Source organism: Salidesulfovibrio brasiliensis JCM 12178 (genome assembly GCF_001311825.1).
Classification (GTDB): domain Bacteria; phylum Desulfobacterota; class Desulfovibrionia; order Desulfovibrionales; family Desulfovibrionaceae; genus Pseudodesulfovibrio; species Pseudodesulfovibrio brasiliensis.
In genome coordinates, this window is record NZ_BBCB01000027.1 from 1 (window position 1) to 26,189 (window position 26,189).

Sequence of the window (26,189 nt, forward strand, 5' to 3'; positions counted from 1 at the left end):
TGGCCGACGAATGGGCCGCCGCGCTGGCCGGAGAGGAACAGGATGATGTGCGCGACGAGAAGGAGCAGGAATACCTCTCCACGCAGGCGCATGACTACCAGTTCACCGACATGACCGGCGAAGCCAAGGCCGGACCTGCGGACGGCTCCAAGCGCGATCTCGACTTCATTCTCGACATTCCGCTGGACGTCTCCGCGGAGCTGGGCCGCACCAAGCTGCTCATCAACGAACTGCTGCAGCTCGGTCAGGGCTCGGTGGTGGAGCTGAACAAGCTCGCCGGTGAGCCGCTGGAAATCTACGTCAACGGCAAGCTCGTTGCGCGTGGTGAGGCTGTGGTCATCAACGAGAAGTTCGGCATCCGGCTGACAGACATCATCAGCCCGATCGAACGGGTGAAGCAGCTTGGCTAGCGAGGCTGCGGTCAACGCGACCAAGTCTGCGGCGGAAGCGTGGGCAGCGCCGCCGGGGCGGCCAACCAGACCGGGTTCACGGGCGGGCCGGGATTCGATACCGGCACCTCGATCCTGAGCACGGCCGGGTGGCTGGCCTTTGTGCTGGGCGTCATTTTTCTGGTCTACTGGTTGCTCAAGAGGTTTGGTCCCAGCACCTTCGCAGGAGGCGGCCGGGGCGCGCTTCGCCTTGAGGAGCGTGTCTTGGTGGGTAACCAGCAGAGCATCTGCGTGGTGAAGTACAAGGAGCGGACGTTTCTGGTAGGCGCGACCAACCAGAGCATCCGTTTGCTGGCGGATCTGGATAAACAGGGGCTTTCCGGGTTTGAGGAAGCGCTCTCGCAAAGCGTGGTGGGTGATGGAGAGGAATAAGACGCGTTCCAAGTGGTTCTGGACACTGGCCGTGCTGGCCGGGGTCCTGTTGCCGTGCGCGGCGTTTGCGCAGGAACCGACCATTCCCCGCCTGAGCATGGAGCTCGCCGCCGGTCAGGCCGAGCCCTCCGAGGTTTCCACCCTTTTGGAAATTCTCTTTCTGCTCACCGTTCTCAGCATGGCGCCAGCCATTTTGCTGACCATGACCTCCTTCACCCGCATCATCGTGGTCTTTCACTTTCTGCGTCAGGCAATGGGCACGCAGCAGATGCCGCCCAACCAGATTCTTGCCAGCCTCGCCATCTTCATGACCTTCGTTATCATGTATCCGGTGGGCAAGGACATGAACAATCAGGCTCTTCAGCCGTATCTTGCCGAGGAAATAACCTTCAAACAGTTCCTTGACCGTGCCCAGCAGCCGCCGCGTGAGTTCATGTTCAAGCACACGCGGGAGAAGGACCTGTCGATTTTTTATTCCATAACCAAGGAAGACCGGCCGCAGAACAAGGAGGAGGTTCCGACCATCCTGCTCATCGCGGCTTATACCATCAGTGAGCTCAAGACGGGCTTCACCATCGGCTTCCTCATCTACATTCCCTTCCTGATCCTCGACATGGTCGTGGCCAGTGTGCTTCTGTCCATGGGCATGATGATGCTGCCACCGGTCATGGTCTCGCTGCCGTTCAAGATTCTTCTGTTCATTCTCGTCGACGGCTGGGGGCTTGTGGTCGCCTCGCTGGTCAATACGTTCCAGTGACGCGGCAAACGAAAACCACGGGAGAAGTGCGTCCATGACTCCGGAATTTGTCATCGGCTTCGCAAGAGAAGCCATCGAGCTGACACTGAGCATCGCGTTGCCCATGCTCGGCGTGGGCATGGCCGTGGGCATCATCATCTCCATCATTCAGGCCGCGACCCAGATTCAGGAGATGACCCTGACCATTGTGCCCAAGATCATAGCGATCTTTCTTGTGCTTCTTGTTTCGTTCCCATGGATCATGGACAGGATGGTCACATACACGCGAAATCTCTTCCTGAACCTCCCGCAGTACATCCGTTGAAGCCGTCCTGAGGGCCGAAAACGACGGAAGCGCTCCGAAGAGCGCTCCGTCATTGCGAGTGTGGCTGTATCCCTTTGGGAGGTGAGGGTGAACTCACTCTGCTCTTTTCAACGCGTCTTCGCCTTGACCTGGATCAATTCAACGCACTTTTTTTTCTTTTTTGCCGGAGAGGGCCAGGGGCTTAGAACACGAAGTCCTTGAGCACCTGCCAGCCGGTGAAGAACTGCCGGATCGCCAGAACCAGCAGGGCCGCGTTGTTGGCGGCGTGCAGCAGCGGGAGAATCGTGCGCGGCTTTTTGAGCCGGTTCATGACCTCGCCGGTGACATACCCGAAGGCCAGAAGCGGCAGCATCCAGAAAGCGGTCTGCCAGTGCGGGCCTGTAATGAGCGTTGCACCCCAGAACATGCGGGCCATCATCAGACCGCCCACCATGCCGATGGTCCAGCCGCCGATGGCCAGGCGCCCCATGAGCACGTGGCGTTTCCACATAAAGGGCACGCGTTTTCCCAGGTGATTGAAACGAAAGCGGTTGATCCCCAACAACAGGGCGTAAAGGCCCACCAGCGTTGCCAGGACTTGAAAGACGGGATGGAAATACAGCATGGCGACTCCTTGCGGCATGAATGAGAATGCCTGCTACAATACCGCATTACAGCGATTGTGCAAGGGTGGCCAAAGGTTGTTGATAGAATTGACCTACTGCGTATCGCGCCAGGGGTGGTAGAGGGCGGCCTCCTGCACCGGCATGTCGGCCTGCATGTAGTCGTCCAGCTCCTCTGCATGGTCGTGCCGAATAGTCTCGATGGTCTCACGGAACCGTTCCAACGCCAGCGAGTAGAGCTGCATGTCATAGAGGTTGAAGGCCATGACCGCCTTGGTGTCCTCGCGGCTCAGGCTGTCCGGCTTTTTGGCGTTCTTGCCCACATGCGTGTAGGCGATGTCCGCCCAGCCGAATCGCTTGGCAAAGGCGAAGACGCTCTCCTTGTAGTGCTCCAGTATGCCCACCTGAATGGTGCCGTCCTTCACAAGGCTGCAAGCACGGCGGAAGTCTTTCTCGCTGCACGGCGCTTCAAGCGGAACCCCTGCGAGATACTTGGTCTGCAGGTTGTCCTGTGCAAAGCCGTTTGCCGGGTCGACAAAGTCGCGGATGGTGATGCCGTTATCCCGTATGCGGTGCCCGAGCGGATGGTTCTTGTGGTGGTAGTACATGTAATAGTTGGAGGACACCCGGTTCACCGGATGGCGCATGATGCTCACGTAGCGGCTGTTCCTAGGCATGAACGGGCTGTAAATGTGGGAGAAGTGTCCGCTGACGGCCTGAAAGCGCTGCTTGTCGCGGTAACTCAGGCAAGCGTATTGATCCACGGTGCCGCTGCGGTGCGGGTAGGCCATGTATACGCCCTCGCCGCCGTAGTTGCGCTCAAGGATGCCCTCGAAGGTGGAGCCGCCCGCCTTGGGGATGTGCAGGTGCACCAGCGGGCCTTGCGGCTTTGTGGACGGAGCACTGTCCAGAAGGCATTCGTAGCCTGTTCCGGTAAGGGTTTCGCGAACCTCGTCGAAGTTGGCGATGGCTTCGCTCTTGGGCATGCGGTTGATCTTTTTGCTGAGGCTGTCCAGATCGCAGGGGGGCAGGCCAAGAGAGAGGAGTATCGGGGCGAGCGTGTCTTGCGGGCTGGCTGAAAGATCATCGTAATGGACGGTGATGGAGCGTTTGGCCCGGGCGAGCTCTCCGAGCAGTCTGTCCACGCGGGTTGTGGCGGCAAGCTCGCGCAGCAAATCCTCGCCGGAAGGCATCGTCACCGCCACCTGTGGCACCTCGACCGGGGTATGCCAGACATCGGTCTGCCGCGCCCGTTCGCGAGAAAGCAGCACATCGAGACTGTTTTCGCGAATGAGATGGATGACGAAGATATCTTCGCGCAGCAGCCATGCGGCAAGGTCCTTGTGACGCTCCATCTGGTCGGCCAGCAATTTGAAGCCGACGGCCTTGTGTCCGTCGTTGAACACTGCGTCCAGATAGTGCTGAATTAGCGTGGGCATGTCCCGGGCGTCCACCCCTCTGCCGTGCTTCTTCTCCATGGATTCAAGGAAGGCGTTAAAGCGTTCAGGCTTCTTTACATGACTGAACAGTTCAAGATGGCAGAGCACGTCCGGGTGACTGTCCAGCAGGTTGGCGAGGTACTCGCTGCCGGTTCTTGCCTGAGTGAGGATAACGAATTTTTGCATGATGCCGAATGCTCCCCTGCCCGATTAGCCGAGCGTCGCTTCGATTTCACTGATTCGTTCCCGCCGTTCATCCTCGGGCAAGGACTTCAGGTAGGTCAGGTGCGTGGTCACGGCGTGCGGGTTCTCGCGGCCACGCGTGCACTTCCTGCAGTTTTCCGGCGGGTTGTCGCTGTTGACCAGTCGCCGGAAGGTGCGGAACGGCTTGGAGTTCCAGACCTCGAAGAAGTCCTGTTTGAAGATGTTGCCCAGCGAACCTGCGCCGCCACAGCAGATGGTCACGTCCCCCTGCTGGTTGACGTTCAAGTGCTCCCATGGCTTGTAGCAGGGCGGCAATTCGGCGCAGTGCTCTTCCTCATAAGTGGAGAAGAGCGGTTGGTGCTGGAGGGCGATGCCGTACGAGGCGGCCTTCTTCATGGCCGTGATGACGTGGTAGTCGTATAGGTCCTTGTGGAAAAGCATGCTCTCGTGGTCCAGCCCGTGCTTCTCGTTGGCCACCTGCAGGTAGTTGACCTGAATCACTCGTGCGCCCACGCGCCGGGCGAGGTCCACGTAGTCGGAAAGCTGTTCGATGTTTCGGCGCATGGCGCAGAAGACCATGACCAGCATGAACTCGGGGTTGTGCTTCTTGGCCAGCATGCGCAGGTGCATGAGGTTGGAGAGCGTCTCCTCGAAGGAGAGCCCGCGCATGATGCCTCGTAGGTCTTGGGGTCGGGCGAATGGAAGGAGCAGTGCAGCGAGCGCATGCCGTTTCGCAGGCACATTTCCGAGAGTTCCGGGGTCAGGGCCTTGCCGTTGGTGAAGACCTGAAACGGCGTGTAGTATTCCCTGAGTTTTTTGACGAACTCGGGAAAGTCCGGGTTGATGAGGGCCTCGTAGGACGAGAACACGCCCTGATTGATGAAGGGCAGCAGCCCGGCAAAATTGTCCAGCCACTCCGGCTTGCGGAAGGCCTCGTCCGAGCCCTTGGGCTTGCGGCCGCTTTCGGCAAGGCAGAAGATGCAGTTTGCGTTGCAGGCCGAGGAAATGTCGAACCCAAGCGACAGGGGGCGCGCCCTACCACCGTCTGATTATTGCGGCTTTCCACTTCGCTGACCTGCCTGTTCAGCTGTCTGGCGACGGTGAAATCCCGCTCTTCGTCATACTCTTTGCCGAAGAGTTCGCACTTCTCTTTGATGGCGACGGACATATTTTTGACTCCTTGTTGTCGGAAAAGCATGCTCCGCAACAAGTTTGCATCATTCATGCCACTGAATGAACGGCCCGCACCTTCGTCTTACCCGGCCCAGCCCTCTCCTTTCGTTGAGCAAACACGCGGGCGCGGATACACGCGGCCGGGCGCGATACGGTTGACTCCGAGTGCCACGAGCAGCATGAGCAGAGCACCGATTCCCACCGGAAACAGCGCGTAGAGATAGCCCAGCTTGTGAATCTGCGGTCCGCCGATGACCGCGATGAGCGCGGTGGCCCCGCCGGGCGGGTGCAGGGTGTCGGTGAGTTGCATGAGCGCGATGGCCGTGGCTACCGCTGCCGGGGCCGCTATCCACACCTCGCCCCGGAACAGGGAAAAGCAGAGCACGCCCACCACCGCAGAGAGCATGTGTCCGCCCATGAGGTTTCGCGGCTGGGCAAGGGGGCTGTCCACCGCACCGTAGATGAGTACGGCAGAGGCCCCGAACGAGCCGATGATGAGGGTCAGGCCGGTGCCGTCGAGGATGAATCCGGTGATGAACGAGACCGAGGCGATGCCCGCGAACGCGCCGATCCATGACCAGAGAATCTGGGTTCGGCAGGTGACGGTGTGCCCGGTGAGAAGTGTCGCTATGCGCATGGGTGCTCCCGTGTTGAGGAAAAGTCCTGCGAGACCGACTACCTCCGTTGCGTGAAGGCGTCTTTGACGCAGGTCAAAACCCGACGTGAGCGATCTATAGTGGCCGTTTGCAGGCCAGCGGCATGCGCCAGCCCGTTCCGAAGGAGCGGGAGGTCAGCTTGATGCCCGGCGCAGCCTGACGGCGCTTGAACTCGGCGATGGTCACCAGCCTGAGCACCTGCGCCACCGTGTCCTTGTCAAACCCGCGTTCCACGATTTCAGGCCCGGTCAGGTGCTTTTCGATGTGCAGCGCGAGAATGGCGTCCAATACTTCATATGGCGGCAGGGAGTCCTCGTCCTTTTGGTCGGGGCGAAGTTCCGCGCTCGGCGGCTTGGTGATGATGGCTTCGGGCACTGGGTTGCCGTGGTGCTCGTTCATCCAGACGCAGAGGCGGAACACGTCCACCTTGGGCACGTCGGAGATTACCGCGAAGCCGCCGGACATGTCGCCGTAGATAGTGCAGTAGCCCACGGCCAGCTCGCTCTTGTTGCCGGTGGTCAGCAGCAGCGAGCGGTATTTGTTGGAGAGGGCCATGAGCAGGTTGCCCCGGATGCGGGACTGGATGTTTTCTTCGGTGGTGTCCTGCGGGTAGCCTTCAAACGCCTCGGCCAGCGTGGCTCCATGGCCTTCATGGCCGGTTCGATGGGCAGGGTCATGGTCCTTATGCCCAGCCGCCTGGCCAGTTCGAGCGAGTCGTCGATACTGCCCTGACTGGACCACGGCGAGGGCATAAGCACGCCGAGGATGTTCTCCGGCCCGAGGGCGTGGGCCGCGATGACCGCCGTGGCTGCGGAGTCGATGCCGCCGGAAAGCCCCAACAGCACGGTGTTGAATCCGCTCTTGCGCACGTAATCGCGCACGCCGAGGACCAGCGCGTTCCAGATTTCCGAGGGCCGGTCAAAGTCGTCGTCCGCGATGGTGGGCGGGGCCACCGGGCCGCTGACGCGGGTCACGGCCACGTCGTCGGTAAAGCCGGGGCTGCGGTGCACCAGCGTTCCCGAGGCGTCGAAGCCGCAGGAACGTCCGTCAAAGACGAGGTCATCGTTGCCGCCCCACTGGTTCACATAGACGAGCGGGATGCCGTGCTTGGCAGCTACCGCGCCCAGCATCCGCTCCCGGAGCTGCTGCTTGCCAAGCGAGAACGGCGAGGCGGAGAGATTCACGATGAGGTCCGGCCCATGGGCGGCGGCCAGCTCCAGCGGGTCGTGACGATAACGGCGCGCGGGCCAGAAGTCCTTGTCGTTCCAAGCGTCTTCGCAGACCGTCACGGCTATGGTGCGGCCCCCTGTGTGCATGATCGACGCGGACCCGTCGTGCTCTGGTGCGGGTTCGAAGTAGCGGGCTTCGTCAAAGACATCGTAGGTGGGCAGAAGGCTCTTGCGGAACCGCTTGCGGATTTCGCCGCCTTCCAGCAGAATGCGCTGTTGTAGGCGGCACGGGCGCAGTCCGGTCCGCACGGCTCGGGGCAGCCCACGATGAGCGGCGGCCCGTCCTTCAGTGCCTCGGCAATGCCCTGCGCCGTTTCCACGGCGCGGCGTACGAAGGCTTCGTAAAAGAGCATGTCGCGCGGCGGATAGCCGCATACCGCCAGTTCCGGGGCGACGCACAGCTGAGCGCCCTGCGCCGCGGCCTCTTGCGCGGCCTCGACGATCATGGCGGCGTTGCCGTCCATGTCACCCACCACGGGATTGATCTGAAGGATGCCGATGTTCATGAGCCGCTTGTACGCCAAACCGTATGGCGGGGCAATCCTTGACCCTTTCCTGCCGCATCAGGACAGGAAGAACCTGCCGTCGCCGCAAAGCCGGGACGCGCTCATCTCTCCGGTTTTGCATTTTCTGCCAATATGTTATGTGGGTTTGCAGCACATGGTCCACCTGCTTGGCCCCGATCTTGCCTTGAAACCGGGGCTGCGGCATGACCGGGCGGCGCGAACACGATTCTTCAGGAAGAGGCAATGACGATACAGCGAGTATTGGTAACGGGCGGGGTCGGCTACATCGGAAGCCACTGCTGCGTGGAGCTCCTGAAGGCGGGGTACGACGTGACCATCGCCGACAACCTGCGCAACGGTTCGGCAGCCGTTGTGGGCCGCATCCGCGAGCTGGCCGGGAAAGCCCCGGAGGCCAGATGGGTCGACCTCTGCGACCGCGAGCGGCTGTTCGCTCTGCTGGAGCACGGCTGCTTTGACGCCGTTATCCACTTCGCGGGCCTCAAGGCCATTGGTGAGTCCATCGAAAAACCGCTCATGTACTACGAGAACAACCTTATGGGCGTGATCAACCTCTGCAACGCCATGCAGGCGTCCGGGACCGGCAACCTCGTGTTCAGCTCCTCGGCGGCGGTCTACGGCGAGGCGGGGAAACCGCCTTTTGACGAGGACGCGCCAACCAGCGCCACCAACCCGTACGGCCGCACCAAGCTCTTCATCGAGGCTATTCTGAAGGACGTGCAGCTCGCGCGGCCTGACTGGAACGTCTCCATCCTGCGCTATTTCAACCCGGTGGGCGCGCATCCGGACGGCCTCATCGGCGAAGCCCCGGCTGGCGAACCGAAGAATCTCATGCCTTGCATCTGCCGCGCGGCAGCCGGTCGCATGGGTGAACTGCTCATCTACGGTGATAACTACGACACTCCGGACGGCACCGCCGTCCGTGATTTCATCCATGTCGTCGACCTTGCGCGCGGGCATCTGGCCGCGCTTGCCCGTTTCGGCGAGAATCCGGGCTACATGGTGCACAACCTCGGCACCGGACGCGGAGTCAGCGTCATGGAGTTGCTCAAGACCTTCGAGCGCGTCAACGGCGTACACGTGCCGCACCGCTTTGCGCCGAGGCGTCCGGGCGACGTGGCCGTGAACTACGCCGCAGCGGGCAAGGCCGAGCGCGAGCTGGGCTGGAAGGCGACCTTCGGGGTCGAGGAGATGGTTCGGGATGCGTGGCGCTGGCAGCGCGACAATCCGGACGGGTATCCGAAGGACTAGAGCCAGTCGCCGCCGGTGAGGGGTATCATCTGGCCGGTGATGAACCGCGCCCAGCCAGACAGCAGGTAGACGATCAGGCCGCAGCCTCTTCGGGCTCGCCCCCGCGTTTCAGGAGCACCATTTCCGCACGTTTTTTCATGTCTTCCGGGCTCTTGCCCAGCCAGCGTTCATGCGCGCCGCTTTTGATGTAACCCATGCGAACCCCGTTGACGGTCACGCCACGGGCCGCGCCCTCACGGGCAAGCCCCTGGACGAGGCATTCGGTGCCGCGCTTGGACACGCCGTAGGGGAGCGAGGTCGGGCTGCCGCCGTGCAGGGCCGACTCGGTGCCGGTGAGCAGGATGGTGCCGGACTCCATTCGCTCCATGGCGGCCCGGGCCAGAAAGAACGGGATGTTCAGGTTGGCCTGTACGGACTGCTCCCATTGCTCTCCGGAGAGATCGCGCCAGTGCTCGCCCCTGCCGATGAACCCACTTAGAACCACAAGGCCGTCGATGCCTCCGGCGGCGTCCGAAAAGAACTCTACCAGCGCGCGGCAGTCGTCGTCGCTGTGCAGACCCTGCTGCAAATCGAGAATGGTCTGTGGGCCGTCTTCTGTTGCCACGGGTTCAGGCGTGCTGTTGCGGTGCGCCCCGATGGTGCAGGCCGGGCCCTTGCGGAGCATGGAGACCAGCGCTCTGCCAATGCCGCCGCTGGCGCCGACGATCAGGATGCGGGCGTTTTCGTCCACCTGCGGGGACCAGTCGGGAAAGGTCGGGGTACTCATGCGTAATGCTCCTTGAGTCGCTCCATGCTGCGTTTTACCGGGGCCATGAAGCCTTCTCTTACCATGCGCTGCTCAAGCGAGCAAAAGCCCTCGTATCCGATGGCTCGCAGCAGGCGGGCGGCCAGCGCGTGATCTACGGTGTCTCCCTCTGCCAGCGGGACCAGCCCGGTCTCACTGACGTGCACATGGGCAAGGTGCGGGGCCATGGCCGCAAAGATGTCCTCGCGCAGGTCCCCGGCCCAGGCCGCGGCAGCGAGGTCGATGTGACCGCGTATTTCAGGCCGGTTCACGGTTTCGATGAGCCTGCGGGCGTGGCTGAGGTCGTTGATGTAGTCGGTCACGCTTTCGGCCAGCGCCTCAATGACGAGGCAGGTGCCGTGGCCGCTGATGCGTTCGGCATATTCGCCGAGGAAGTCGACGGTCTGCCTGTCGGCCTCGTCTACCGGCAGGCCGTTTCGCATCCTGACCACGCCGGAGCCAAAGACCATGGTCCTGCCGCCGAGGTCCGCGCAGATGCTTGAGAGGTGCACCATGAAATCCATGAGCGCCGCAGTGGTGGCCTCGTCTTTGAAAAGAACCAGATCAGGGCGATCGAAAAAGAGCGAGTGCAGGCCCGCCACCCGGAGCCCGGCAGACTCGATGCTGTGGCGGTAGGCGTCAACATCCCGGGGGCGCACGTCCGAGGTGTCCCGCCAGACCTTGGAAGGGGCCACTTCGAGGCCGCAGAAGCCGAGGGCGGCAAGCTCGGGCAGTTCGTCTTCGTGATCGAACGAGGGCAGGGTGATGTTGGAGACGGCCAGTTTCATGCGCTGCTCCGGGTTAGTCTTCGTAGGGGGTGCGATCCTCGCGGAAGCCGTGGCGGTAGAGCCAGAACTCCACGCCGGGAAGCTGCCACTCGTAGTCGAGGTCGCAGCCGCCCCACTGGGGCAGCGGGTGGATGTTGCGGCCCATCCACTTCTGCGGCAGCAGGCCGTCCTCCATGTTCTCGATGCATTCGGGGCGGATCACGGAAACGCCCATGTCCGCGAAATAGACGTCACCCTGCGAGTCCCGGTCGCAGTTGAGGGTGGCCGGGTCGCCGAACGTCTCGAAGGGCACGAATGGGTCGAGCAGACCGTTTTCATTGATTTTGCGGGCGCGCAGTGGACTCCACATGTTGTAGCAGGACGCGGTTACTGCGGAATCCACCTCGGGTCGCTCACGGAGCACGCTGATACCTTCATCTATGGTCTCCGCAAGGATGGTGGCCGCGTTGCACATGAGCAGGACCAGCGCTTCGGGCCTGCCGTGCCGCTCCACGATGGTCTCGTAGGCGTGCACGTAGGCGTCCTCGCCAAGGGCCTCTTTGGTGGCCAGCCGGGCCGGACGTTCGATGATCTCCGCGCCGTTGCTGCGGCCGAGCTCCATGATGTCGGGGTCGTCTGTGGAGATGAAGGTGTGCGTCACCAGCCGGGAGTGTTCGGCGGCCAGCAGCGGATACTGCGAAAGCGGCCTGCCGAGGACCGGGTGCATGTTCTTGCCGGGGAAGCCGGTGCTTCCCTTCCTGCCGATGAGTATGGCTGCGATCATGGGTATCTCTTCCGGCCCTAGTGGCCGTTTTCCTGATGGTCGATTTCCTCTATGAGTTCCAGAATCCCCTGCCCGAAGTCCACGAACACGGACGGCACGACCTTGTGCGCCCGCTTGGGGGTGTATCGGTAGGGTGTCATGCTGTAGTGGGACGAGGCGTACTCGTCGCCGCTGGGCGAGAAGCGGATGTCCGTGTCCTTGCCGCTGACTTCCTTTATGATCTCGAGCACTTCCTTGATGGTCAGCGTGGTGATGCCGGAGACGGTCAGGCACTTGTTGGCATATTCACTGGACAGCGCGTCTACGCTCAGACTGGCGGCGTCGGCCACATGGATGTATTCGCGGCGTTCTTCGCCCGTGCCGGGGTAGGTGAAATCCCCGCCCCTGATGGCCTGCTTGACGATGCTGCGAAGCCCGTTCCAGTCCTGCGCGCGCGGACCGTAGAGGGAGCCGTAGCGCAGGATGGTGTATTCCAGTCCGCTCTGCTGATTGTAGGCTTCCAGCACGGCCTCGACTGCCTGTTTGCTCACGCGGTAGAAGGAGCCTTTATCCGTATACACGTACAGGGACGAGGCGAAGAGCAGGCGGGAAACGTCCGCTTCCGCGGCCGCGTCGATGATGTTGGAGCTGCCGATGACGTTGTGCTGGATGGTCTCCAGCGGCTCGCGTGAGGACTGGCCTATGTCGGCGATCCCGGCGAGGTGGTAGACGTAGTCCTTCCCGGCAACAGCCTTGCCGACCTGCTCGCGGTCCAGAATGTCGCCCTGAATTAAGGATTGGTCCGGGCGAAGCCACGGCGAGGGCGCGCGGTCAAAGACCGTGACCCTGTGCCCCTTGTCCGACAGGGCGTCGGCGATGTGGCTGCCCAGAAAGCCGGAGCCTCCGAAGACGATGGTATCAGGTGCTTGGCTCATTCGCTCCGTCCAGAGTGCTTTGGTTGATGCCGGTCGGGTCAATGGGACCCCCGCGTGGGCATGTGTATCATTAAGCCGCCGAATGATACAGGGCGGCAGGACCCCTTTTCAAGCTGATCGGCGTCCGTTCCGTTTTCCTTTATGCGCATTTCCGGTCAGTCCATGGGAATCAGTGATTTGCGGTCCATGCCCGCCATCATGTTGGACATGGGATAGGCAAAGCCGCCCTTGCTCGGAATTTTGCCGAAAAACTCCACGAAGTTGTGCAGCGAGTTCAGCGAGGCGAAGCTGGAACAGAGGTAGATCGTGGCGTCCACGGTCATTTTCTCAAGCGCCTGTCTGCCCTCAAAGTCCTCGGAGGGGTTGAACATCCCGTCGCCCAGCCAGTGGACGTTCTGTCCGCTGTAGGCCGGATTGGATCGCAGGCCGCCTTGCAGGCCCAGCGTAACGTCGCAACCGAGCTCTGCGGCTGAGGCAATGAGGTCGTCCAGCACGGCCAGCGGTCCGGAGCGCACCACCAAAAGGCGTTTCCCGGCCATCTCGCTGAAGAGCTTCCTGCGGGACAGCTCGAAGTTGTCGTGCAGCAGTTTCAGGGAGCGGTAGTGCCCGGCGGCCACGTCTTCGGTCATGAGCGAGCCGATGTCGAAGCTCGCGCCGTCACGAGCCTGTGTGGTAATCATGTATTCGTTGAAGAAAACCGTGTCGCGGCGTTCCACCGGGATGGTGTCCAGCACGGCTACCGCTTCTTCTGCCCTGCCCTGCAATCGCAGGTGCACGGCAAGCGCCCTCTTGTGGTCGTCGTTGTGCGTGTTCAGGGCTACGGCTTGCTTGAGCAGCTCGATGGAAAGACCGTTTGCCTTGCCGTAGGCGCTGTTTGCCAGAAACGCCAAAACCTGCTGGGCACGCAGCCGGTGGGCGGCCTGTCGGTCAAAGACGCAGCGGGACGCGAAGCGTTCGTAGCGTTCATAGAGCCTGTCGTAGCGATACTTGGTGGTTATTTGTGCCGGGCCGAGGCATTCCAGTGTGTAGTCCCGGTCCATGGCCATGACCTTTTCGAAGAGGTCGTCGTCGATGTTGAGCTGCATCTTGGCGGCTAGACCGGCCTGATGCAGGAAATCTTCGCTGTCCGTGTCCTGTTGTTTCATGCGCTCAATGAGAGAGCCGTGGTCCAGCCCCTCGCCGGACCAGTCCGCGATGGTGCGGTTCTGCCTGGAATAGACCGGGGCGTTGCTGTTGAGGCGTGTCTGAGAGGACTGCCGGTCCGCCATGGCCTTGACCCGGGAGAAATGGTTGTAGACGCGGTGGTCGTCGGACGCTTCGGCCACGCCGGTGATGTTGGCGCGCATGAGCTCGTTGTCCCTGTCCACGGTTTTGTTCTGGTGCTCGATGCCCGGAAACTCGATGCCGATGCGTTTGCCGAGTTCGGCCACGGATTCGGTGTAGGTCTCCACAAACCCTATGTAGTCGTAGTTCTCCAGCCGGGCGATGGCCCGCTCCGGCGAGCCGCCGAAGTGGTGCGTGATGCTGTTGAACGGATTGTCGTAAAGGTAGTCCATGAACGAGCCGTAGGTGAAGTTGCCTTTCTTTTTTCTGAAGCGGAAGTAGGAGTAGGCGACGTCCGTGGGGTTACGCAGAAAGGTGTAATAGAACACCTGAAAGTCGTTGGGGAGCAGCTCATGGATGCCGTAGATCAATTCGCCACCTATGTAATAGGCATCCCGGGTGTTGTCCTCCAGAATGCCATCGGCGAACGTTACCAGCGCATCGGGAGAGGTGATGTGCAGGTAGCCGCAATCCTGGGCTTCGAACATCTTGTGCAGGGACGTTCCGGCGCATTTGGGTACGTGGTCGAATGCGTAGACGGTTTTGCGTTTGCTGGCCGGGCTCATGGGAACCGCTCCTTTTGCTGAGTGTTCGTCGTTTGTAGCAGACCCCGCCGGGTTCTCCAAGGCGCGCGCCGCATTCGGGAAAGGCCTTGAATGCCGGGAGCGTCAAAAAGGCGACAAGTCGTCTGCCGAAACTCTCCGCCGCCCAAAATCGTTGAGGGCCGGAAGGCGGAGTGGTCGCGGGCCGGCGCGACCGTTCACCGGTTGAAGTGTTTTCCGGTGACGGACGAAGGATAAGCAAAATCTTTGCCAGTGGCGGCTTAGAGGTTACTTGCGGGCAAAGACGAGCATGTGGGAGGAGAGGCGGTTTTGCTGCAGAAACCGCTGGAGCGAGTCCTCCAGTTCCGGGTCGTCCAGCGAGAGAAGGTGGGCAAGGAACGCGTTGCTTCCGGCAAGGTCCACGACGCCCTGTTCCACTTTGCGCCTGACGATGGAGACGTCGAGGATGCCGGGCGTGGTGGCGCTGACCGAGGCAAAGCCGGTGGCATGAAGCAGTTCGGTGACGGAGCTGGGATTGAAGTACTGCAGGTGCAGGGGCGGGACCACATTTTCGGTCCTGTCGCCGAGAATCTGGAAATCAAAGCCCTGACCGTTGGGCGTGCCGATGAGCAGCACCCCGTTTTTTCTCAGCTTGGCGAGGCAGGTGGCAAGAAACGGGGCTGGTTCGCTCAGGTGCTCCACGAGGTCGTTCATGGCGATGCAGTCGAGGCTGTCATCGTCGAAGTCCGCCACAGTGCCGAGATGCGCGTTCAGTCCTTTTTCTCTGCACTCCTCAACGCACTGGGGGCTGATGTCGCAGGCCACGACGTCACTGAAAAGGCCCTGCTCGCGGACCACGGTGCTGAAGGTGCCGCTGCCCGCGCCGATGTCCAGAAAGGTGCCGCGCTCACTGCCGGATTCCTTCAGGAAGGCGTCCAGCGCCTTGACCCGAGGCATGTGCTGGTGCTTCTTGCGGTCATCGTGGGTTTCCAGCAGCAGCCGGGTCCAGAACTGGGGTGCGTCGTAGGTCTCGTAGTAGCGCGTCAGCTGCTCGTCCGTGGGCCGGGGGCTGACGAAGGTCGTGCGGCAGCGGGTGCAGTCAAGGTGGGTGAAGCCGAATTTCTCAAAACGAAACCGCAGCTCGCCGTCTTCATCATTGCCGCAGGCAGGGCAGGGGGAACGGAAAAAGCCATCGCGCTCTTCCAGATAGAAGGCCACGCCGCTTTGTTCACAGCGCAGCAGGAATTCGTCGTGCAGGCCGACGGGCTTGAACAGGTCCACAATGCCGGAACGCCGCTTTTCCATGATAAACCCTTTGCGCACGAGAGCGGTTCTCGGTTAGGAAATTGCTGGATGACCGAATGTTTATCACCGGAAAAGATTGCCTGTCAAAGCTCGAGCCGGGACAGGGTGCGCCGTAAACCGTTCGGTTGGTGATCATTTTTGCCGCTTTTAGGCTTCGGGTATTAAGGCACGAGAGTTGCTACCGATAACGTTCTTAGGAACACAGGTGTCAAATCTTCCGGGCATGAGCGAAGGGATTGCCCGTTTATATGCGGACAGCGAGCAGGTGACGGAACCGTAATGCAGATTTGTGTCGACCCCATATTGCAGGAGAACCTTCGGGCACGCGGCATCAAGGCCGAGGTCTTTGACGAGGTTCTGCGCCTTGAGCAGAAACAGAAGGTGCTCGAAGGGCTGGACGACTTCGTTTCCGGGTGGTTCCTGCTGCCCGAAGGCGACTGCACGCTCTATCGCGGGGTTTCTCTCGGGGCGGCCATGCGTGATGAGATGATGCTTCTCTTTCACATGGTCGCGCATTACCTCGCCGTTCTTGAAGCCACGGACGGCGCAGTGGAGCGCGTGCACCACTCGGCCTCATGCCTGCTCCCTGATATTGTGACGGACGTGCTCCGCCAAAGCGGTGTGGAGGTCGCTTGTCACGACGATGAGTACCCTTACGTCTGCTTCCGGCAGGCATGGGAGCGCAACGCTGCATCCAACTACTCCTGCGTGGACTTTTCCGATAATCCGTTGCAGCCCCCCGTGCCCAAACGTTCATTCATTGGGCGTATGAAAGGCTGCGCCGTTCGCTGCGGCGTGCGGTGTGGGGCTGGCGGCACGGCGTCTATTACGGACTCATCATGCGCAACCTGAGTCCGCTATATTCCAAGCGGCTCAGGCAGGGCAGCCCGGCCACCGGGATTCTGCTCACCGAGCATTCCCGGCTGCTGCCCGGCGACGGCACGCTGGAGGGGCTGGAGCCCGCCAAAACCATCGACGCGCTGGCCGACCGCGGCGTCTTTCCCGCACCGCTCAAAGAAACCGTGAAGACGAACCCTGCGGACGCAGGTGCCTTCACGGCCATGATAAGTGCTTATGAAAACGCCGATTTTTCCCACGTGCATGAAGTGCTGCAGCCGACACTTGGTCGGTACAGCGAATTGTTTACCACCACCTTCACCACATTCTTTTCGGCCCGGCTTCGTCGGCTGGCCGTGCAGACGGACCGGCTTTTGAAGGACTTCTCCCGCCGGAACGTGAAGGGTGGGATCTTTGAGCTGGCGCATCCGCTCGTGGCGCAGGCTGCGACAGCCGCAGGGAAGAAGGCATTTCTGGTCGCCCCGAATGCGCTGGTGCACAACCAGTTCTACACCCGCTACCTTGCCGAACGCTGCACCGAGCGCTTCAAGGTGGTGGTTCACTCGGAATACGACAGGAAGCGTTACACCGATACAGGGATTCCTGAAGGGAACACCGTGATGCGGCCGGAGTTCTATCGTATCGGGCGGCCCGGCATCCGGCCCTTCAAGCGGCTTGACTCCCTGAAAGACGCCACGGTGCTGGTCATCCCGTACTTTGCTCCGGCCATCTACACCTACAGGCTTCAGGCTACGGGCAGCAGGGTCATTTCCTATCTTTCCGAGGTTTTCGAGGCGCTGAAGGCTTGCGGTGCGGGCCGGGCGGTCATTCGTCACCATCCGGGCATGGAGGGCTACGTCATGAACCGGACGGGCTTTACCTTTGACGACTTCAATGATTACGTGTTGCGGAAGTCTCTGGAGTTCATGGGTGGAACGTGTCCCTTTGAGGTGGAAGTGCAGGACGCGAAGTACACCAATGTGACGGAGTCCGTTTCCGGCTGTGACGTGCTGATAGGTACCGTCAGCGGCACCATCCTCGATGCGCTGGAGCTGGGCAGGAACTACGTGGTCTACGACCGGTCTGCCGCGCCCCGGCCGGAGGTGACCACTGCCTCGCTGATCTATGACGCCGGTCTGCCGCACTGCCGTCGCCCCGAGGAACTGGTGCAGACCCTGACGAATTTCGAAAACGTGGACCGGGACGCGATCATGCGTAAGTATTACCCCGGCTTCCTTGAACCGAAGCCGGAAAACGTGAGGCTGGAGGACCTGTTCCGCTAAAGGAACGGGCCAGCATGGTGAACCATGGTCAAGACCACACCCATACCGCTTTATAACAACCTTTCAGGCAAGAGCCTGTTCGAGTCATCCTCACCGCGTTTCAGGGAGTACCGGAGGCTCTGGGAAGAACGGCCAAAGAGCTTCGAGCCCGGCGAGTTTCCGCTCTTTTTGGACCTTGAGGTCACCAACCGCTGCAACCTCAAATGCAGCTTCTGCGCGACCACCTACTTCGGCCCAGAGGTCAGGCGCGGGTTCATAGAACTAGAACTGGTGAAGAAGATTCTGCGCGAGGGCCGGGACAACAACCTCTACGGCGTGAAGTTCAACGACCGCGGCGAACCGCTGCTGCACCCGGATCTTGCGGAGTTTGTGGCCTATGCCAAGGACATGGGCTGGTGGACGTCTACTTCAACACCAACGCCAACCTGCTGACCCCGGAAAAGTCGGCGGAATTCATCCGGGCCGGGCTGGACCGCATCTCCATTTCCGTGGAGGGCGTGAGCGCGGACCTGTACGAGCGCTGCCGCAAAGGCGCGAGCTTTGACAGACTGCTTCGGAACATCGAGGGGCTGATCAACGAGCGGGAGCGGCTGGGCGCGGGCAATCCGAAGATACGCATCCAGAGCGTACTTATCCCCGAGGTGCGCGAGATGCTGGACGAATATAAGGAATTCTGGGGACAGTACGCCGATGAGGTGGCTGTTCTGGACTACAAGGAAGAGGCCGACGGCGAAGCCCGGCGGCGCGGTGTCGAGTTCGACTGGGCCTGTCCGCAGCTCTGGCAGCGCATGGTGGTCTGGTTCGACGCACGATCCTGCCCTGCAACGAGAATGACGGCGGAGAGCTCGCTCTGGGCAACGCGGCGGATACCACCATTGCCGAGGCATGGAAATCGGATGCATTGAACCGGCTGCGCGAGCTGCACCGCAAGGGGCGTTCGCACGAAGTCGGAGCCTGCGACGGATGCTACCTGCGGGACTGCCAGATGAAGATTGCGGGCGTCTCGTAACGTGGAAACGACCATTCAGCATGAGGATGAATTGATATGAAGAAAGTACTTGTGACGGGCGGCGCGGGCTACGTGGGCTCCATTCTGCTGCGCGAACTGATGCAGGCCGGATACGAAGTGGTCTGCGTGGACACCCTGATGTTCGGCGGCGACTCGCTCATCGACATCTGGCACCATCCCCAGTTCACCTTCCACAAGGTGGACGTGACCGATTTTGAGGCGCTGGACCCGATTCTCGACAGCAATGACTTCTTTGCCTACGTGCATCTGGCGGCCATCGTGGGCGACCCGGCCTGCAAGCGACAGCCGGAACTGGCTCAGAAGACCAACTGGGAAGCCTCGGTGCACCTGCTGGAAAAGGCCAGGGAAAACAAGGTCGAGCGGTTCGTCTTTGCCTCCACCTGCAGCAACTACGGCAAGATGGCCGACCCGGGCGGCATGGTGAAGGAAGACTCGCCGCTGGCCCCGGTCTCCCTGTACGCCGAGCTGAAGGTGAAGTTCGAGAAGCTTATGCTCGAAGAGAGCGAAAAGAGCCCGGACTTCTGCCCCACCTCCCTGCGCTTCGCCACGGTCTACGGTTTGTCCCACAGAATGCGCTTCGACCTGACCGTCAACGAGTTCACCAAGGAGCTTGCCATGGGCAAGACGCTGGTGGTCTTCGGCGAGCAATTCTGGCGGCCGTACTGCCATGTGAGTGACTTTTCGCAGGCCATCATGACCGTGCTTGAAGCCGAGCGCGACAAGGTTGCCTACAACGTATTCAATGTGGGCGACACTGCCGAGAACTACACCAAGCAGATGATCGTTGACGAAATCCTGAAGCAGATTCCCGACGGCAAGATCGAGTACGTGGTCAAGAAGGAAGACCCGCGTGATTACCGAGTGGACTTCACCAGGATTCGCGAAGAGCTTGGGTTCGCCATTACCAAGACCGTTCCCGAGGGCATCGCAGAAGTCCGCGATATCGTCTCGCTCGGCGTGGTGCAGGACCCGGAAGAGCAGCGCTACTACAACATCCCGCACGGAGAATAGCCCATGGACGTCGCCCGGCAGGCTCTTGACCGCATGCAACAGGTCCTTCCGCAGGAGGGATTCATACCGCTGCACGAACCAACATTCGGCGGAGCCGAGACCGAACTGCTCATCAAATGCGTGGAGAGCACGTTCGTCTCCTCGGTGGGCGCCTACGTGGACGAGTTCGAGCGGCGGCTGGCCGAGTTCACCGGCGCGGCCCGGGCCGTGGCGGTTGTCAACGGCACCGCAGCCCTGCAGGTGGCGCTGGACGTCTGCGGCGTTGAGCGCGGTGACGAAGTGCTCATGCCCGCCCTGACCTTCGTGGCCACGGCCAACGCAGCCTCCTACCTCGGCGCGGTGCCGCATTTCGTGGACAGCGAGGAGCATACCTTCGGCGTGGACCCGGTCCGGCTGCGCGAGCATCTGGTCAGCGCGGCCGAGGTCCGTGACGGCGTCTGCCTGAACCGAAGCACCGGACGGCCCATCCGGGCGCTGGTTCCGGTGCATGTGTTCGGCCATCCTTGCGATGTCGAGGCGCTGGCCGAGGTCTGTGACGACTATTCCATCACGCTTGTGGAGGACGCGGCCGAGTCGCTTGGTTCGTGGCGCGACGGGACGCACACCGGCCGTTTCGGCAGGTGTTCCGCCGTGAGCTTCAACGGCAACAAGATCATCACCACCGGCGGCGGAGGTGCCGTGCTGACCAATGACGAAGCGTTGGCAGACCGCATCAGGCACCTGACCACCACGGCCAAGGTGCCGCACAAATGGGAATACCGGCACGACGCGGCAGGCTACAATTTCCGCATGCCCAACATCAACGCCGCACTCGGGTGCGCCCAGATGGATCAGCTCGAAGGCTTCATTGCCGCCAAGCGGACGCTTGCCGAGCGGTACGCACAGGCTTTTGACGGGCTGGACGGCGTGCGTTTCGTGACGGAACCGGCAGGGTGCCGCAGCAACTACTGGCTGAACGCCGTGCTGCTTGAGGGCGACGCCGTGGCCACGCGTGAGGCGATTCTGGAGACGACCAACGCAGCAGGCTACATGACGCGCCCGGCATGGCAGCTCATGCACCGGCTGCCCATGTACGAGGCCTGCCCGCGCATGGAGCTTCCCGTGGCCGAGCGGCTGGAGGCCGGGGTCATCAACCTGCCGAGCGGGGCCGGGCTGTAGGAGGATTTGATGACGAGGACCTACATCATAGCCGAGGCCGGGGTGAACCATGACGGCAGGCTGGAACGCGCCCTTGAACTGGTGGACGTGGCCGCCGACGCCGGGGCCGACGCTGTCAAGTTCCAGACCTTCCGCTCCGGGGATCTGGTCTGCTCCCACGCAGGCAAGGCCGAATACCAGAAGCGCACCACCGACCCCGGGCAGAGCCAACAGGAGATGCTTCGGGCGCTGGAACTGGATCTTGCAGCTCACGAGGCGCTCATCCACCGCTGCGGAGAACGCGGCATCGAATTTCTCTCCACGCCCTTTGACCCTGCCTCGGTGGACCTGCTGGCCGGGCTGGGCCTGAAGACCTTCAAGGTTCCGTCCGGCGAGATAACCAACCTTCCATACCTGCGGCAGGTGGCCGCGCATGCCGAGCGGGTGGTCATGTCCACGGGCATGGCCGAGCTGGACGAGATCGCGGCCGCGCTGGACGTGCTGGCGGCAGAGGGCGTCCCGGCAGACGCCGTGACCCTCCTGCACTGCAATTCGGCCTATCCCACACCGCCCGAGGACCTGAACCTCAGAGCCATGCCCGCCATGCTGGAGCGGTTCGGCACGGAGTATCCCGGCCTCAGAGCGGGGTTGTCCGATCACAGCGTGGGCATAGAGGCTCCACTGGCTGCCGTGGCCATGGGCGCAACGCTGGTGGAAAAGCATTTCACGTTGGACAGGGACGCGGACGGCCCGGACCATCAGGCGTCTCTTGCCCCGCAAGAGCTGAAGGACATGGTCAGGGGCATCCGACTCGTGGAGACCATGCTCGGCACGGGCATCAAGCGCGTCACCGAGTCGGAACGCGAGAACCGGCAGGTGGTACGCAAGAGCATCGTGGCCGCCATGCCCATCAGGAAGGGCGAGCTTTTTTCGGAGCAGAACCTCGCGGCCAAGCGTCCGGGCGCCGGATTGAGCCCAATGCGCTGGGACGATGTCGTGGGCAGACGCGCAAAGCGGGACTTTGCCCGGGACGAGGAGATCGAAGTATGAGGGCGGTGTTTGTGGGGTGCGTCGAGTTCAGCCGCAAGACGCTGGAATGGCTGGCTGTTCAGGGACCCGGCATGGGCCTTGAGATTGCCGGTGTCGTGACCCGCGCCGCCTCGCCCTTCAATGCAGACTTTGCCGATCTGGGCGGTGTCTGCCGCGAGCACGGGATTCCGGTGCGGCTGACCGACGACATCAACGCCGTCGAGGATCGTCAGTGGATTGCAGACCGTGACCCGGACGTGCTGTTCGTATTCGGCTGGTCCTCGCTCATCGGGCCGGAACTGCTGGCCGTGCCGATGATCGGCGCGGTGGGCTACCATCCGGCCGCGCTGCCAAAAAATCGCGGACGGCACCCGATCATCTGGGCGCTGGCGCTCGGTCTTGAAGAAACCGCCTCCACGTTCTTTTTTCTCGACGAAGGTGCGGACAGCGGCGACATCCTGAGCCAGAAGCCGGTGCCCATCACCTACGGCGATGACGCAGGGAGCCTCTATTCACTGCTGACGCGCACCGCGCTTTCGCAGCTTGCGGAGTTCGTGCCAGCGCTGGTGGATGGTTCGTATGCCCGGACCCCGCAGGATCACAGCCTTGCCAACACGTGGCGCAAGCGCGGCAGGGCGGACGGTGCCATAGACTTTCGCATGTCTTCGCGATCCGTGTACAATCTGGTGCGGGCCCTGGCACGGCCGTACGTCGGCGCGCATCTCGACTGCGGCGGCGATGAGGCCAGGGTCTGGCGCGTTCATGAAGTGGAAGTGGACGCCCCGAACGTGGAGCCGGGCAAGGTGCTGGCCGTGGACGGCCGCCGGTTCACGGTCAAATGCGGCGAAGGGGCCGTTGAGGTCGTGGAGCACGAACTGGAAACCATTCCACGCGTGGGAGAGTACGTATGAGTGAAACCGTTCTGGTCATCGCGCCGCACCCCGACGACGAGACCCTCGGCTGCGGGGGCACGATTCTTCGGCACAAGGCGCGCGGCGACGCCGTGCACTGGCTGATAATGACCCGCCCCGGAGACGACACCCTTGAAGTGGAGATGCGGCTTCGCGAGCGGCAGGTGGAGGCCGTTGCCGAAGTGTACGGGTTCGACAGCGTACAGCGGGTGGGCTTTCCCACGGCCACGCTGGACACCGTGCCTGCGGGCGACCTCATTTCCGTCATCGGTTCGACCATTGAGGAGACCGGGGCCACCACCCTGTACCTGCCACACCGCCACGACGTGCACTCGGATCACCGCGCGGTCTTTCAAGCCGCCTACGTCTGCACCAAGCCGTTCCGATATCCCTCGGTGCGGCGGGTGTTGTGCATGGAGATTCCATCGGATACCGAGCTGGTGCCGCCCGGTGGAGACGCCGCGTTTCTGCCCAACCACTATGTGGACGTCACCCGGTTCATGGACGGCAAGATCCGCGCGCTGTGTGCCTACGGCACCGAATGCGGGGAGCACCCCTTCCCGCGCAGCGAACGGACGGTGCGGGCCCTTGCCGACTGGCGCGGGGCCGCCGCAGGGTGCGAGTGCGCCGAGGCGTTCATGCTCATGCGGGAAGTGCTGCGATGAGACGGGTCTGCGTGTTCACCGCCACCCGGGCCGAATACGGCCTTCTGCGACGCCTCATGCGCGGGGTCGCAGATGACCCCAATCTGCATTTGCAGGTGCTGGCCAGTGGTGCGCATCTTTCCGAAGCCCACGGCATGACCGTCTCCGAAATCGAGCGGGACGGGTTCACGGTGGACGCGCGCGTGCCCATTCTTGACGACGGCGACACCGCCGCTGACATCTGCCGGGCCATGGGCCGGGGCATGGATGGCTACCGCGAGGCGCTGGAACAGCTTGCACCGGACCTGCTCGTGCTGCTCGGCGACCGCTACGAGGCGTTTGTCTGCGCTGCCGCGGCCACGGTCTGCCGCATTCCGGTGGCGCACATCCACGGCGGCGAGGCAACCTTCGGCCTGTTTGACGAGCCGTTTCGGCACTCCATCACCAAGATGAGCCACCTGCACTTCACCAGCACCGATGTCTACCGCCGCCGGGTCATCCAGCTCGGCGAGCATCCGGACCGCGTCGTCAATGTGGGTGGGCTGGGCGTGGAGGCCATCGCGCATCTCGACCTGCTGGAGCGCGAGGCGCTGGCCCCGGATTTCCGCATTGATCTGAACGAGCCGTTCCTGCTGGTCACCTTCCATCCGGTTACGCTGGAGGATGCCTCTGCCGAGGGCCAGTTCGGCGAGCTGTTGCAGGCCATCGAGGAGTCGGGACTGAACGCCGTATTCACCCATGCCAACTCCGACACGCAGGGAAGCCGCGTCAACGCCATGATTCGCGACGCGGCAAAGCGGCTACCGGAACGTTTCGAGGAACATGTCAGCCTGGGCCAGCGCCGGTACCTGAGTCTGATGCGGCTGTGCGCGGCCGTGGTTGGCAACACGTCGAGCGGGCTGCTGGAGGCCCCGTCGCTCCGCGTGCCCACGCTAGACGTCGGCGATCGGCAGAAGGGCCGCGTCCGGGCGGACAGCGTGCTGCACTGCGAGCAGTCTCTTGCGGCCATTCGGCAGGGGGTGAAGACGGTTCTATCCGAAGAGTTCCGGACCCGGGCTGCTGCGGTGAAGAGCCCGTACGAGGGCGAGGAGCCGTCCGAGGTCATCCTCAGAACGCTCAAATCGGCGGACCTTGAAGGGCTGCTGAAAAAGGAATTTTACGATCTGCCCGCCTGACGCGGGCAAACGTGCGAGGTGTCCATGTCCGAAGTCGTTCTGATGCAGCTTCCCGTCTGGAGTCCCTACTCCCCGCCGCTGGGGCTGGCCCTGCTCAAGAGTTACCTTGCGGAGCGCGGGGTTTCGGCCACGGTCATGGATGTGAACGTCCACGCTGCTGCCGGGCGCGACGAGACGCAGCCGGACTACTGGGACATGGCGCAGGGCTACAACTATTGCGTCAACGCCGACGCCATGCGCGCCTATTACGACAGCCATGAGCGGTTCTTCCGCGAGTGGATGGACAGGGCCGCCGCAGAGAACCCGGCCATCATTGGGTTCTCCTGTTTTGCTGCCAACCTGCACGTCACCAAGCTCTTTCTGGCGGACATGAAGCAGCACTATCCGCATATCCGCTACGTGCTTGGCGGGCCGGAGGTGGCCTCGTTCATGGGCAACGCTGACGAACTGCTGGCCGAGGGCATGGCCGACGCGATCTGTCTCGACGAGGGAGAGGTCGCCATGGAAGCGTATGTGCGTGAAGTTCGTCAGCCCGCAGGGAAACCGATGCCCGGGCTGACCTACGTGCATGACGGGCGTCGCGTCCCGGCTGGGGAACTGGCCTACGTGCGAAATCTCGACGAGCTGCCGTTTCCGGATTACGACGACCTCGACCTCGGCCTCTACAAGCTCAAGGGGTACCTGCCGAGCTACGCCACGCGGGGCTGCCTGAACAAGTGCGTGTACTGCTCGGCCCGCGGGTTCATGAAGCGCTTTCGCTATCGAACGGCCGAGCGCATGTACGCGGAGGTGCTGCACCTCAAGGAGTGTTACCCGGACACCGTGTTCATCCGCATGGCGGACAATATTTCCAACGGCCACATCGGTGAGCTGGAGAAGTTCTGCGACCTGATGATCGAGCACAACCCGGGGGTGCAGTGGAACCTCGAGAACGCGGTCATTCGAAAGGAAATGCGCACCCCGCTCTACAAAAAGCTCAAGGCCGCCGGATGCACCCTTCTCGGCTACGGGCTGGAGACGCCCTCGCCGCATCTTCTGGAGCGCATCGGCAAGCGGCTTTCCAAGGGGGTCGATCTGGTCAAGGTGCTGCAGGAGGGCAAGGAGGCCGGGCTGTATGTGGTGGCCAACGTCATGTTCGGGTTGCCCGGCGAGACCGAGCAGGAGTTCGACTACCTGCTGGATTTCATGGCCGAGCACCGCGACGCGCTGGACATGATCAACCCGTCCCTGACCTTCTGTGAGTTCTACCCCGGCAGCCTTGGGGCCGAGCATCCAGAGGAGTACGGGCTGGATCTGGGGATGGGCACGCTCTTCTGGAAGACTGTGGACGGCACCAATACCTATCCGGTGCGGATGCGCCGCTTCGAGCGGTTCTGCAAGCGAGCCAAGGAGTATGGGCTGGACAACCTTTTTCAGGTGGACGAACTGCCCAACAAGCACGAGCTGCTGTTTCGCTATTACGTGACCAGCGGTGAGCAGGACAAGGCTCTTGCATGTTATGGAAACATCCCTCAGGCCGACCTGAGCGCCGAGCTGCGGGGAATGCGCGAGGCCCTGTGACACAGGACGGGGGTTTAAGAATCTCGGCCCGTTGGCCGATGAAAGGGCTGGAATGCATCGACCGCAGGGCGCGCACAGTGTTGACGCACTGTGGGGCCGGTGATAATTTTTCTGGATAAATCAGACTGATGCGTAAACGTCGGCAGCGACGTCGCGTGAGTTGTTTACCAAGTTGATAAACGGTTTCGGGTGA

At 62.1% G+C, this 26,189-nt stretch carries 27 protein-coding genes and 2 pseudogenes; 17 read left to right on the forward strand and 12 right to left on the reverse strand.

Annotated elements, in window-relative coordinates; translation table 11 throughout:
* The 4 genes from fliN to fliQ form a co-directional block, all read left to right on the forward strand.
* Positions 1–410: flagellar motor switch protein FliN (fliN, locus tag JCM12178_RS08570; RefSeq protein WP_054650515.1), on the forward strand; the 410-nt coding region annotated here is incomplete at its 5' end.
* Positions 411–449: 39 nt separating this feature from the next.
* Entirely contained in the window at positions 450–821 is a 372-nt protein-coding gene (gene fliO / locus JCM12178_RS08575) for a flagellar biosynthetic protein FliO (protein WP_054650517.1), read from the forward strand.
* Positions 808–1,578, forward strand: a complete 771-nt coding sequence (gene fliP, locus JCM12178_RS08580; protein ID WP_157054835.1) for a flagellar type III secretion system pore protein FliP — start codon at positions 808–810, stop codon at positions 1,576–1,578. The genes fliO and fliP overlap by 14 nt, the downstream gene beginning before the upstream one ends.
* A gap of 34 nt (positions 1,579–1,612) precedes the next feature.
* Positions 1,613–1,882, forward strand: coding sequence for a flagellar biosynthesis protein FliQ (fliQ, locus tag JCM12178_RS08585; RefSeq protein ID WP_054650518.1), 270 nt, complete (start codon positions 1,613–1,615; stop codon positions 1,880–1,882).
* Positions 1,883–2,063: 181 nt separating this feature from the next.
* Here fliQ and JCM12178_RS08590 read toward each other — a convergent pair whose 3' ends face one another.
* The 6 genes and pseudogenes from JCM12178_RS08590 to JCM12178_RS08615 form a co-directional block, all read right to left on the reverse strand.
* Positions 2,064–2,504, reverse strand: coding sequence for a DUF4079 family protein (locus JCM12178_RS08590; RefSeq protein ID WP_369404488.1), 441 nt, complete (start codon positions 2,502–2,504; stop codon positions 2,064–2,066).
* Positions 2,505–2,579: 75 nt separating this feature from the next.
* The gene (locus tag JCM12178_RS08595) at positions 2,580–4,109 is read right to left on the reverse strand and encodes a sulfotransferase (RefSeq protein WP_054650522.1); all 1,530 of its coding nucleotides are present in this window, start codon (positions 4,107–4,109) and stop codon (positions 2,580–2,582) included.
* 24 nt (positions 4,110–4,133) lie between these two features.
* Positions 4,134–4,796 carry a radical SAM/SPASM domain-containing protein gene (locus tag JCM12178_RS08600; RefSeq protein WP_054650524.1) on the reverse strand — a complete coding sequence of 221 codons (663 nt, stop codon included), beginning with the start codon at positions 4,794–4,796 and terminating at the stop codon, positions 4,134–4,136.
* A 56-nt stretch (positions 4,797–4,852) separates the two neighbouring features.
* Positions 4,853–5,152, reverse strand: a pseudogene (locus tag JCM12178_RS20815) (radical SAM protein); the annotation flags it as partial.
* Between the two features lie 230 nt (positions 5,153–5,382).
* Positions 5,383–5,937: an HPP family protein gene (locus JCM12178_RS08610; RefSeq protein ID WP_054650528.1), complete on the reverse strand. Its 555-nt coding sequence runs from the start codon at positions 5,935–5,937 to the stop codon at positions 5,383–5,385.
* 94 nt (positions 5,938–6,031) lie between these two features.
* Positions 6,032–7,691: pseudogene (locus JCM12178_RS08615) on the reverse strand (NAD+ synthase).
* A 243-nt stretch (positions 7,692–7,934) separates the two neighbouring features.
* Here JCM12178_RS08615 and galE point away from each other — a divergent pair.
* Positions 7,935–8,960, forward strand: a complete 1,026-nt coding sequence (galE, locus tag JCM12178_RS08625) for a UDP-glucose 4-epimerase GalE (protein ID WP_054650532.1) — start codon at positions 7,935–7,937, stop codon at positions 8,958–8,960.
* A gap of 73 nt (positions 8,961–9,033) precedes the next feature.
* Here the strand turns inward: galE and JCM12178_RS08630 are convergent, their stop codons facing one another.
* From JCM12178_RS08630 to JCM12178_RS08655, 6 genes are all read right to left on the reverse strand, one after another.
* Positions 9,034–9,726, reverse strand: a complete 693-nt coding sequence (locus JCM12178_RS08630) for an SDR family NAD(P)-dependent oxidoreductase (RefSeq protein WP_054650534.1) — start codon at positions 9,724–9,726, stop codon at positions 9,034–9,036.
* Positions 9,723–10,532, reverse strand: coding sequence for a sugar phosphate isomerase/epimerase family protein (locus JCM12178_RS08635; protein WP_054650536.1), 810 nt, complete (start codon positions 10,530–10,532; stop codon positions 9,723–9,725). Before JCM12178_RS08635 ends, JCM12178_RS08630 begins: the two co-directional genes overlap by 4 nt.
* A 13-nt stretch (positions 10,533–10,545) precedes the next feature.
* Complete coding sequence (locus JCM12178_RS08640; protein ID WP_054650538.1) at positions 10,546–11,295, reverse strand: acylneuraminate cytidylyltransferase family protein; 750 nt, start codon at positions 11,293–11,295, stop codon at positions 10,546–10,548.
* Positions 11,296–11,312: 17 nt separating this feature from the next.
* Positions 11,313–12,209 (reverse strand): NAD-dependent epimerase/dehydratase family protein, encoded by an 897-nt coding sequence (locus JCM12178_RS08645; RefSeq protein ID WP_054650540.1) that lies wholly within the window; start codon positions 12,207–12,209, stop codon positions 11,313–11,315.
* Between the two features lie 155 nt (positions 12,210–12,364).
* Entirely contained in the window at positions 12,365–14,098 is a 1,734-nt protein-coding gene (locus JCM12178_RS08650) for a tetratricopeptide repeat protein (protein WP_054650542.1), read from the reverse strand.
* Positions 14,099–14,362: 264 nt separating this feature from the next.
* Positions 14,363–15,397: a class I SAM-dependent methyltransferase gene (locus JCM12178_RS08655; RefSeq protein WP_157054836.1), complete on the reverse strand. Its 1,035-nt coding sequence runs from the start codon at positions 15,395–15,397 to the stop codon at positions 14,363–14,365.
* 261 nt (positions 15,398–15,658) lie between these two features.
* Here JCM12178_RS08655 and JCM12178_RS08660 point away from each other — a divergent pair, with 261 nt between their 5' ends.
* Genes JCM12178_RS08660 through JCM12178_RS08710 form a run of 12 tightly spaced genes read left to right on the forward strand, consistent with a single transcriptional unit; the run spans position 15,659 to position 25,996 of the window.
* Complete coding sequence (locus JCM12178_RS08660) at positions 15,659–16,231, forward strand: hypothetical protein (protein ID WP_054650546.1); 573 nt, start codon at positions 15,659–15,661, stop codon at positions 16,229–16,231.
* Positions 16,219–17,499: a hypothetical protein gene (locus JCM12178_RS08665; protein WP_054650548.1), complete on the forward strand. Its 1,281-nt coding sequence runs from the start codon at positions 16,219–16,221 to the stop codon at positions 17,497–17,499. Before JCM12178_RS08660 ends, JCM12178_RS08665 begins: the two co-directional genes overlap by 13 nt.
* A gap of 24 nt (positions 17,500–17,523) precedes the next feature.
* Positions 17,524–17,931 carry a radical SAM protein gene (locus JCM12178_RS20820; RefSeq protein ID WP_054650550.1) on the forward strand — a complete coding sequence of 136 codons (408 nt, stop codon included), beginning with the start codon at positions 17,524–17,526 and terminating at the stop codon, positions 17,929–17,931.
* Positions 17,895–18,404 carry a radical SAM protein gene (locus JCM12178_RS20825; RefSeq protein ID WP_054650552.1) on the forward strand — a complete coding sequence of 170 codons (510 nt, stop codon included), beginning with the start codon at positions 17,895–17,897 and terminating at the stop codon, positions 18,402–18,404. The genes JCM12178_RS20820 and JCM12178_RS20825 overlap by 37 nt, the downstream gene beginning before the upstream one ends.
* Complete coding sequence (locus JCM12178_RS19615) at positions 18,350–18,508, forward strand: SPASM domain-containing protein (protein WP_245628692.1); 159 nt, start codon at positions 18,350–18,352, stop codon at positions 18,506–18,508. Before JCM12178_RS20825 ends, JCM12178_RS19615 begins: the two co-directional genes overlap by 55 nt.
* Positions 18,509–18,544: 36 nt before the next feature.
* Positions 18,545–19,540 carry an NAD-dependent epimerase/dehydratase family protein gene (locus JCM12178_RS08680; protein WP_054650554.1) on the forward strand — a complete coding sequence of 332 codons (996 nt, stop codon included), beginning with the start codon at positions 18,545–18,547 and terminating at the stop codon, positions 19,538–19,540.
* A 3-nt stretch (positions 19,541–19,543) separates the two neighbouring features.
* Entirely contained in the window at positions 19,544–20,698 is a 1,155-nt protein-coding gene (locus tag JCM12178_RS08685; protein ID WP_054650556.1) for a LegC family aminotransferase, read from the forward strand.
* 9 nt (positions 20,699–20,707) lie between these two features.
* Positions 20,708–21,727: an N-acetylneuraminate synthase gene (neuB, locus tag JCM12178_RS08690; RefSeq protein ID WP_054650558.1), complete on the forward strand. Its 1,020-nt coding sequence runs from the start codon at positions 20,708–20,710 to the stop codon at positions 21,725–21,727.
* Positions 21,724–22,617, forward strand: a complete 894-nt coding sequence (locus JCM12178_RS08695; protein WP_054650560.1) for a formyltransferase family protein — start codon at positions 21,724–21,726, stop codon at positions 22,615–22,617. The genes neuB and JCM12178_RS08695 overlap by 4 nt, the downstream gene beginning before the upstream one ends.
* Complete coding sequence (locus JCM12178_RS08700; protein WP_054650562.1) at positions 22,614–23,282, forward strand: PIG-L deacetylase family protein; 669 nt, start codon at positions 22,614–22,616, stop codon at positions 23,280–23,282. Before JCM12178_RS08695 ends, JCM12178_RS08700 begins: the two co-directional genes overlap by 4 nt.
* Positions 23,279–24,436: a UDP-N-acetylglucosamine 2-epimerase gene (gene neuC / locus JCM12178_RS08705; protein ID WP_054650564.1), complete on the forward strand. Its 1,158-nt coding sequence runs from the start codon at positions 23,279–23,281 to the stop codon at positions 24,434–24,436. The genes JCM12178_RS08700 and neuC overlap by 4 nt, the downstream gene beginning before the upstream one ends.
* Before the next feature lie 24 nt (positions 24,437–24,460).
* Positions 24,461–25,996, forward strand: a complete 1,536-nt coding sequence (locus JCM12178_RS08710; RefSeq protein WP_054650566.1) for a B12-binding domain-containing radical SAM protein — start codon at positions 24,461–24,463, stop codon at positions 25,994–25,996.
* Positions 25,997–26,189 lie beyond the last annotated feature (193 nt).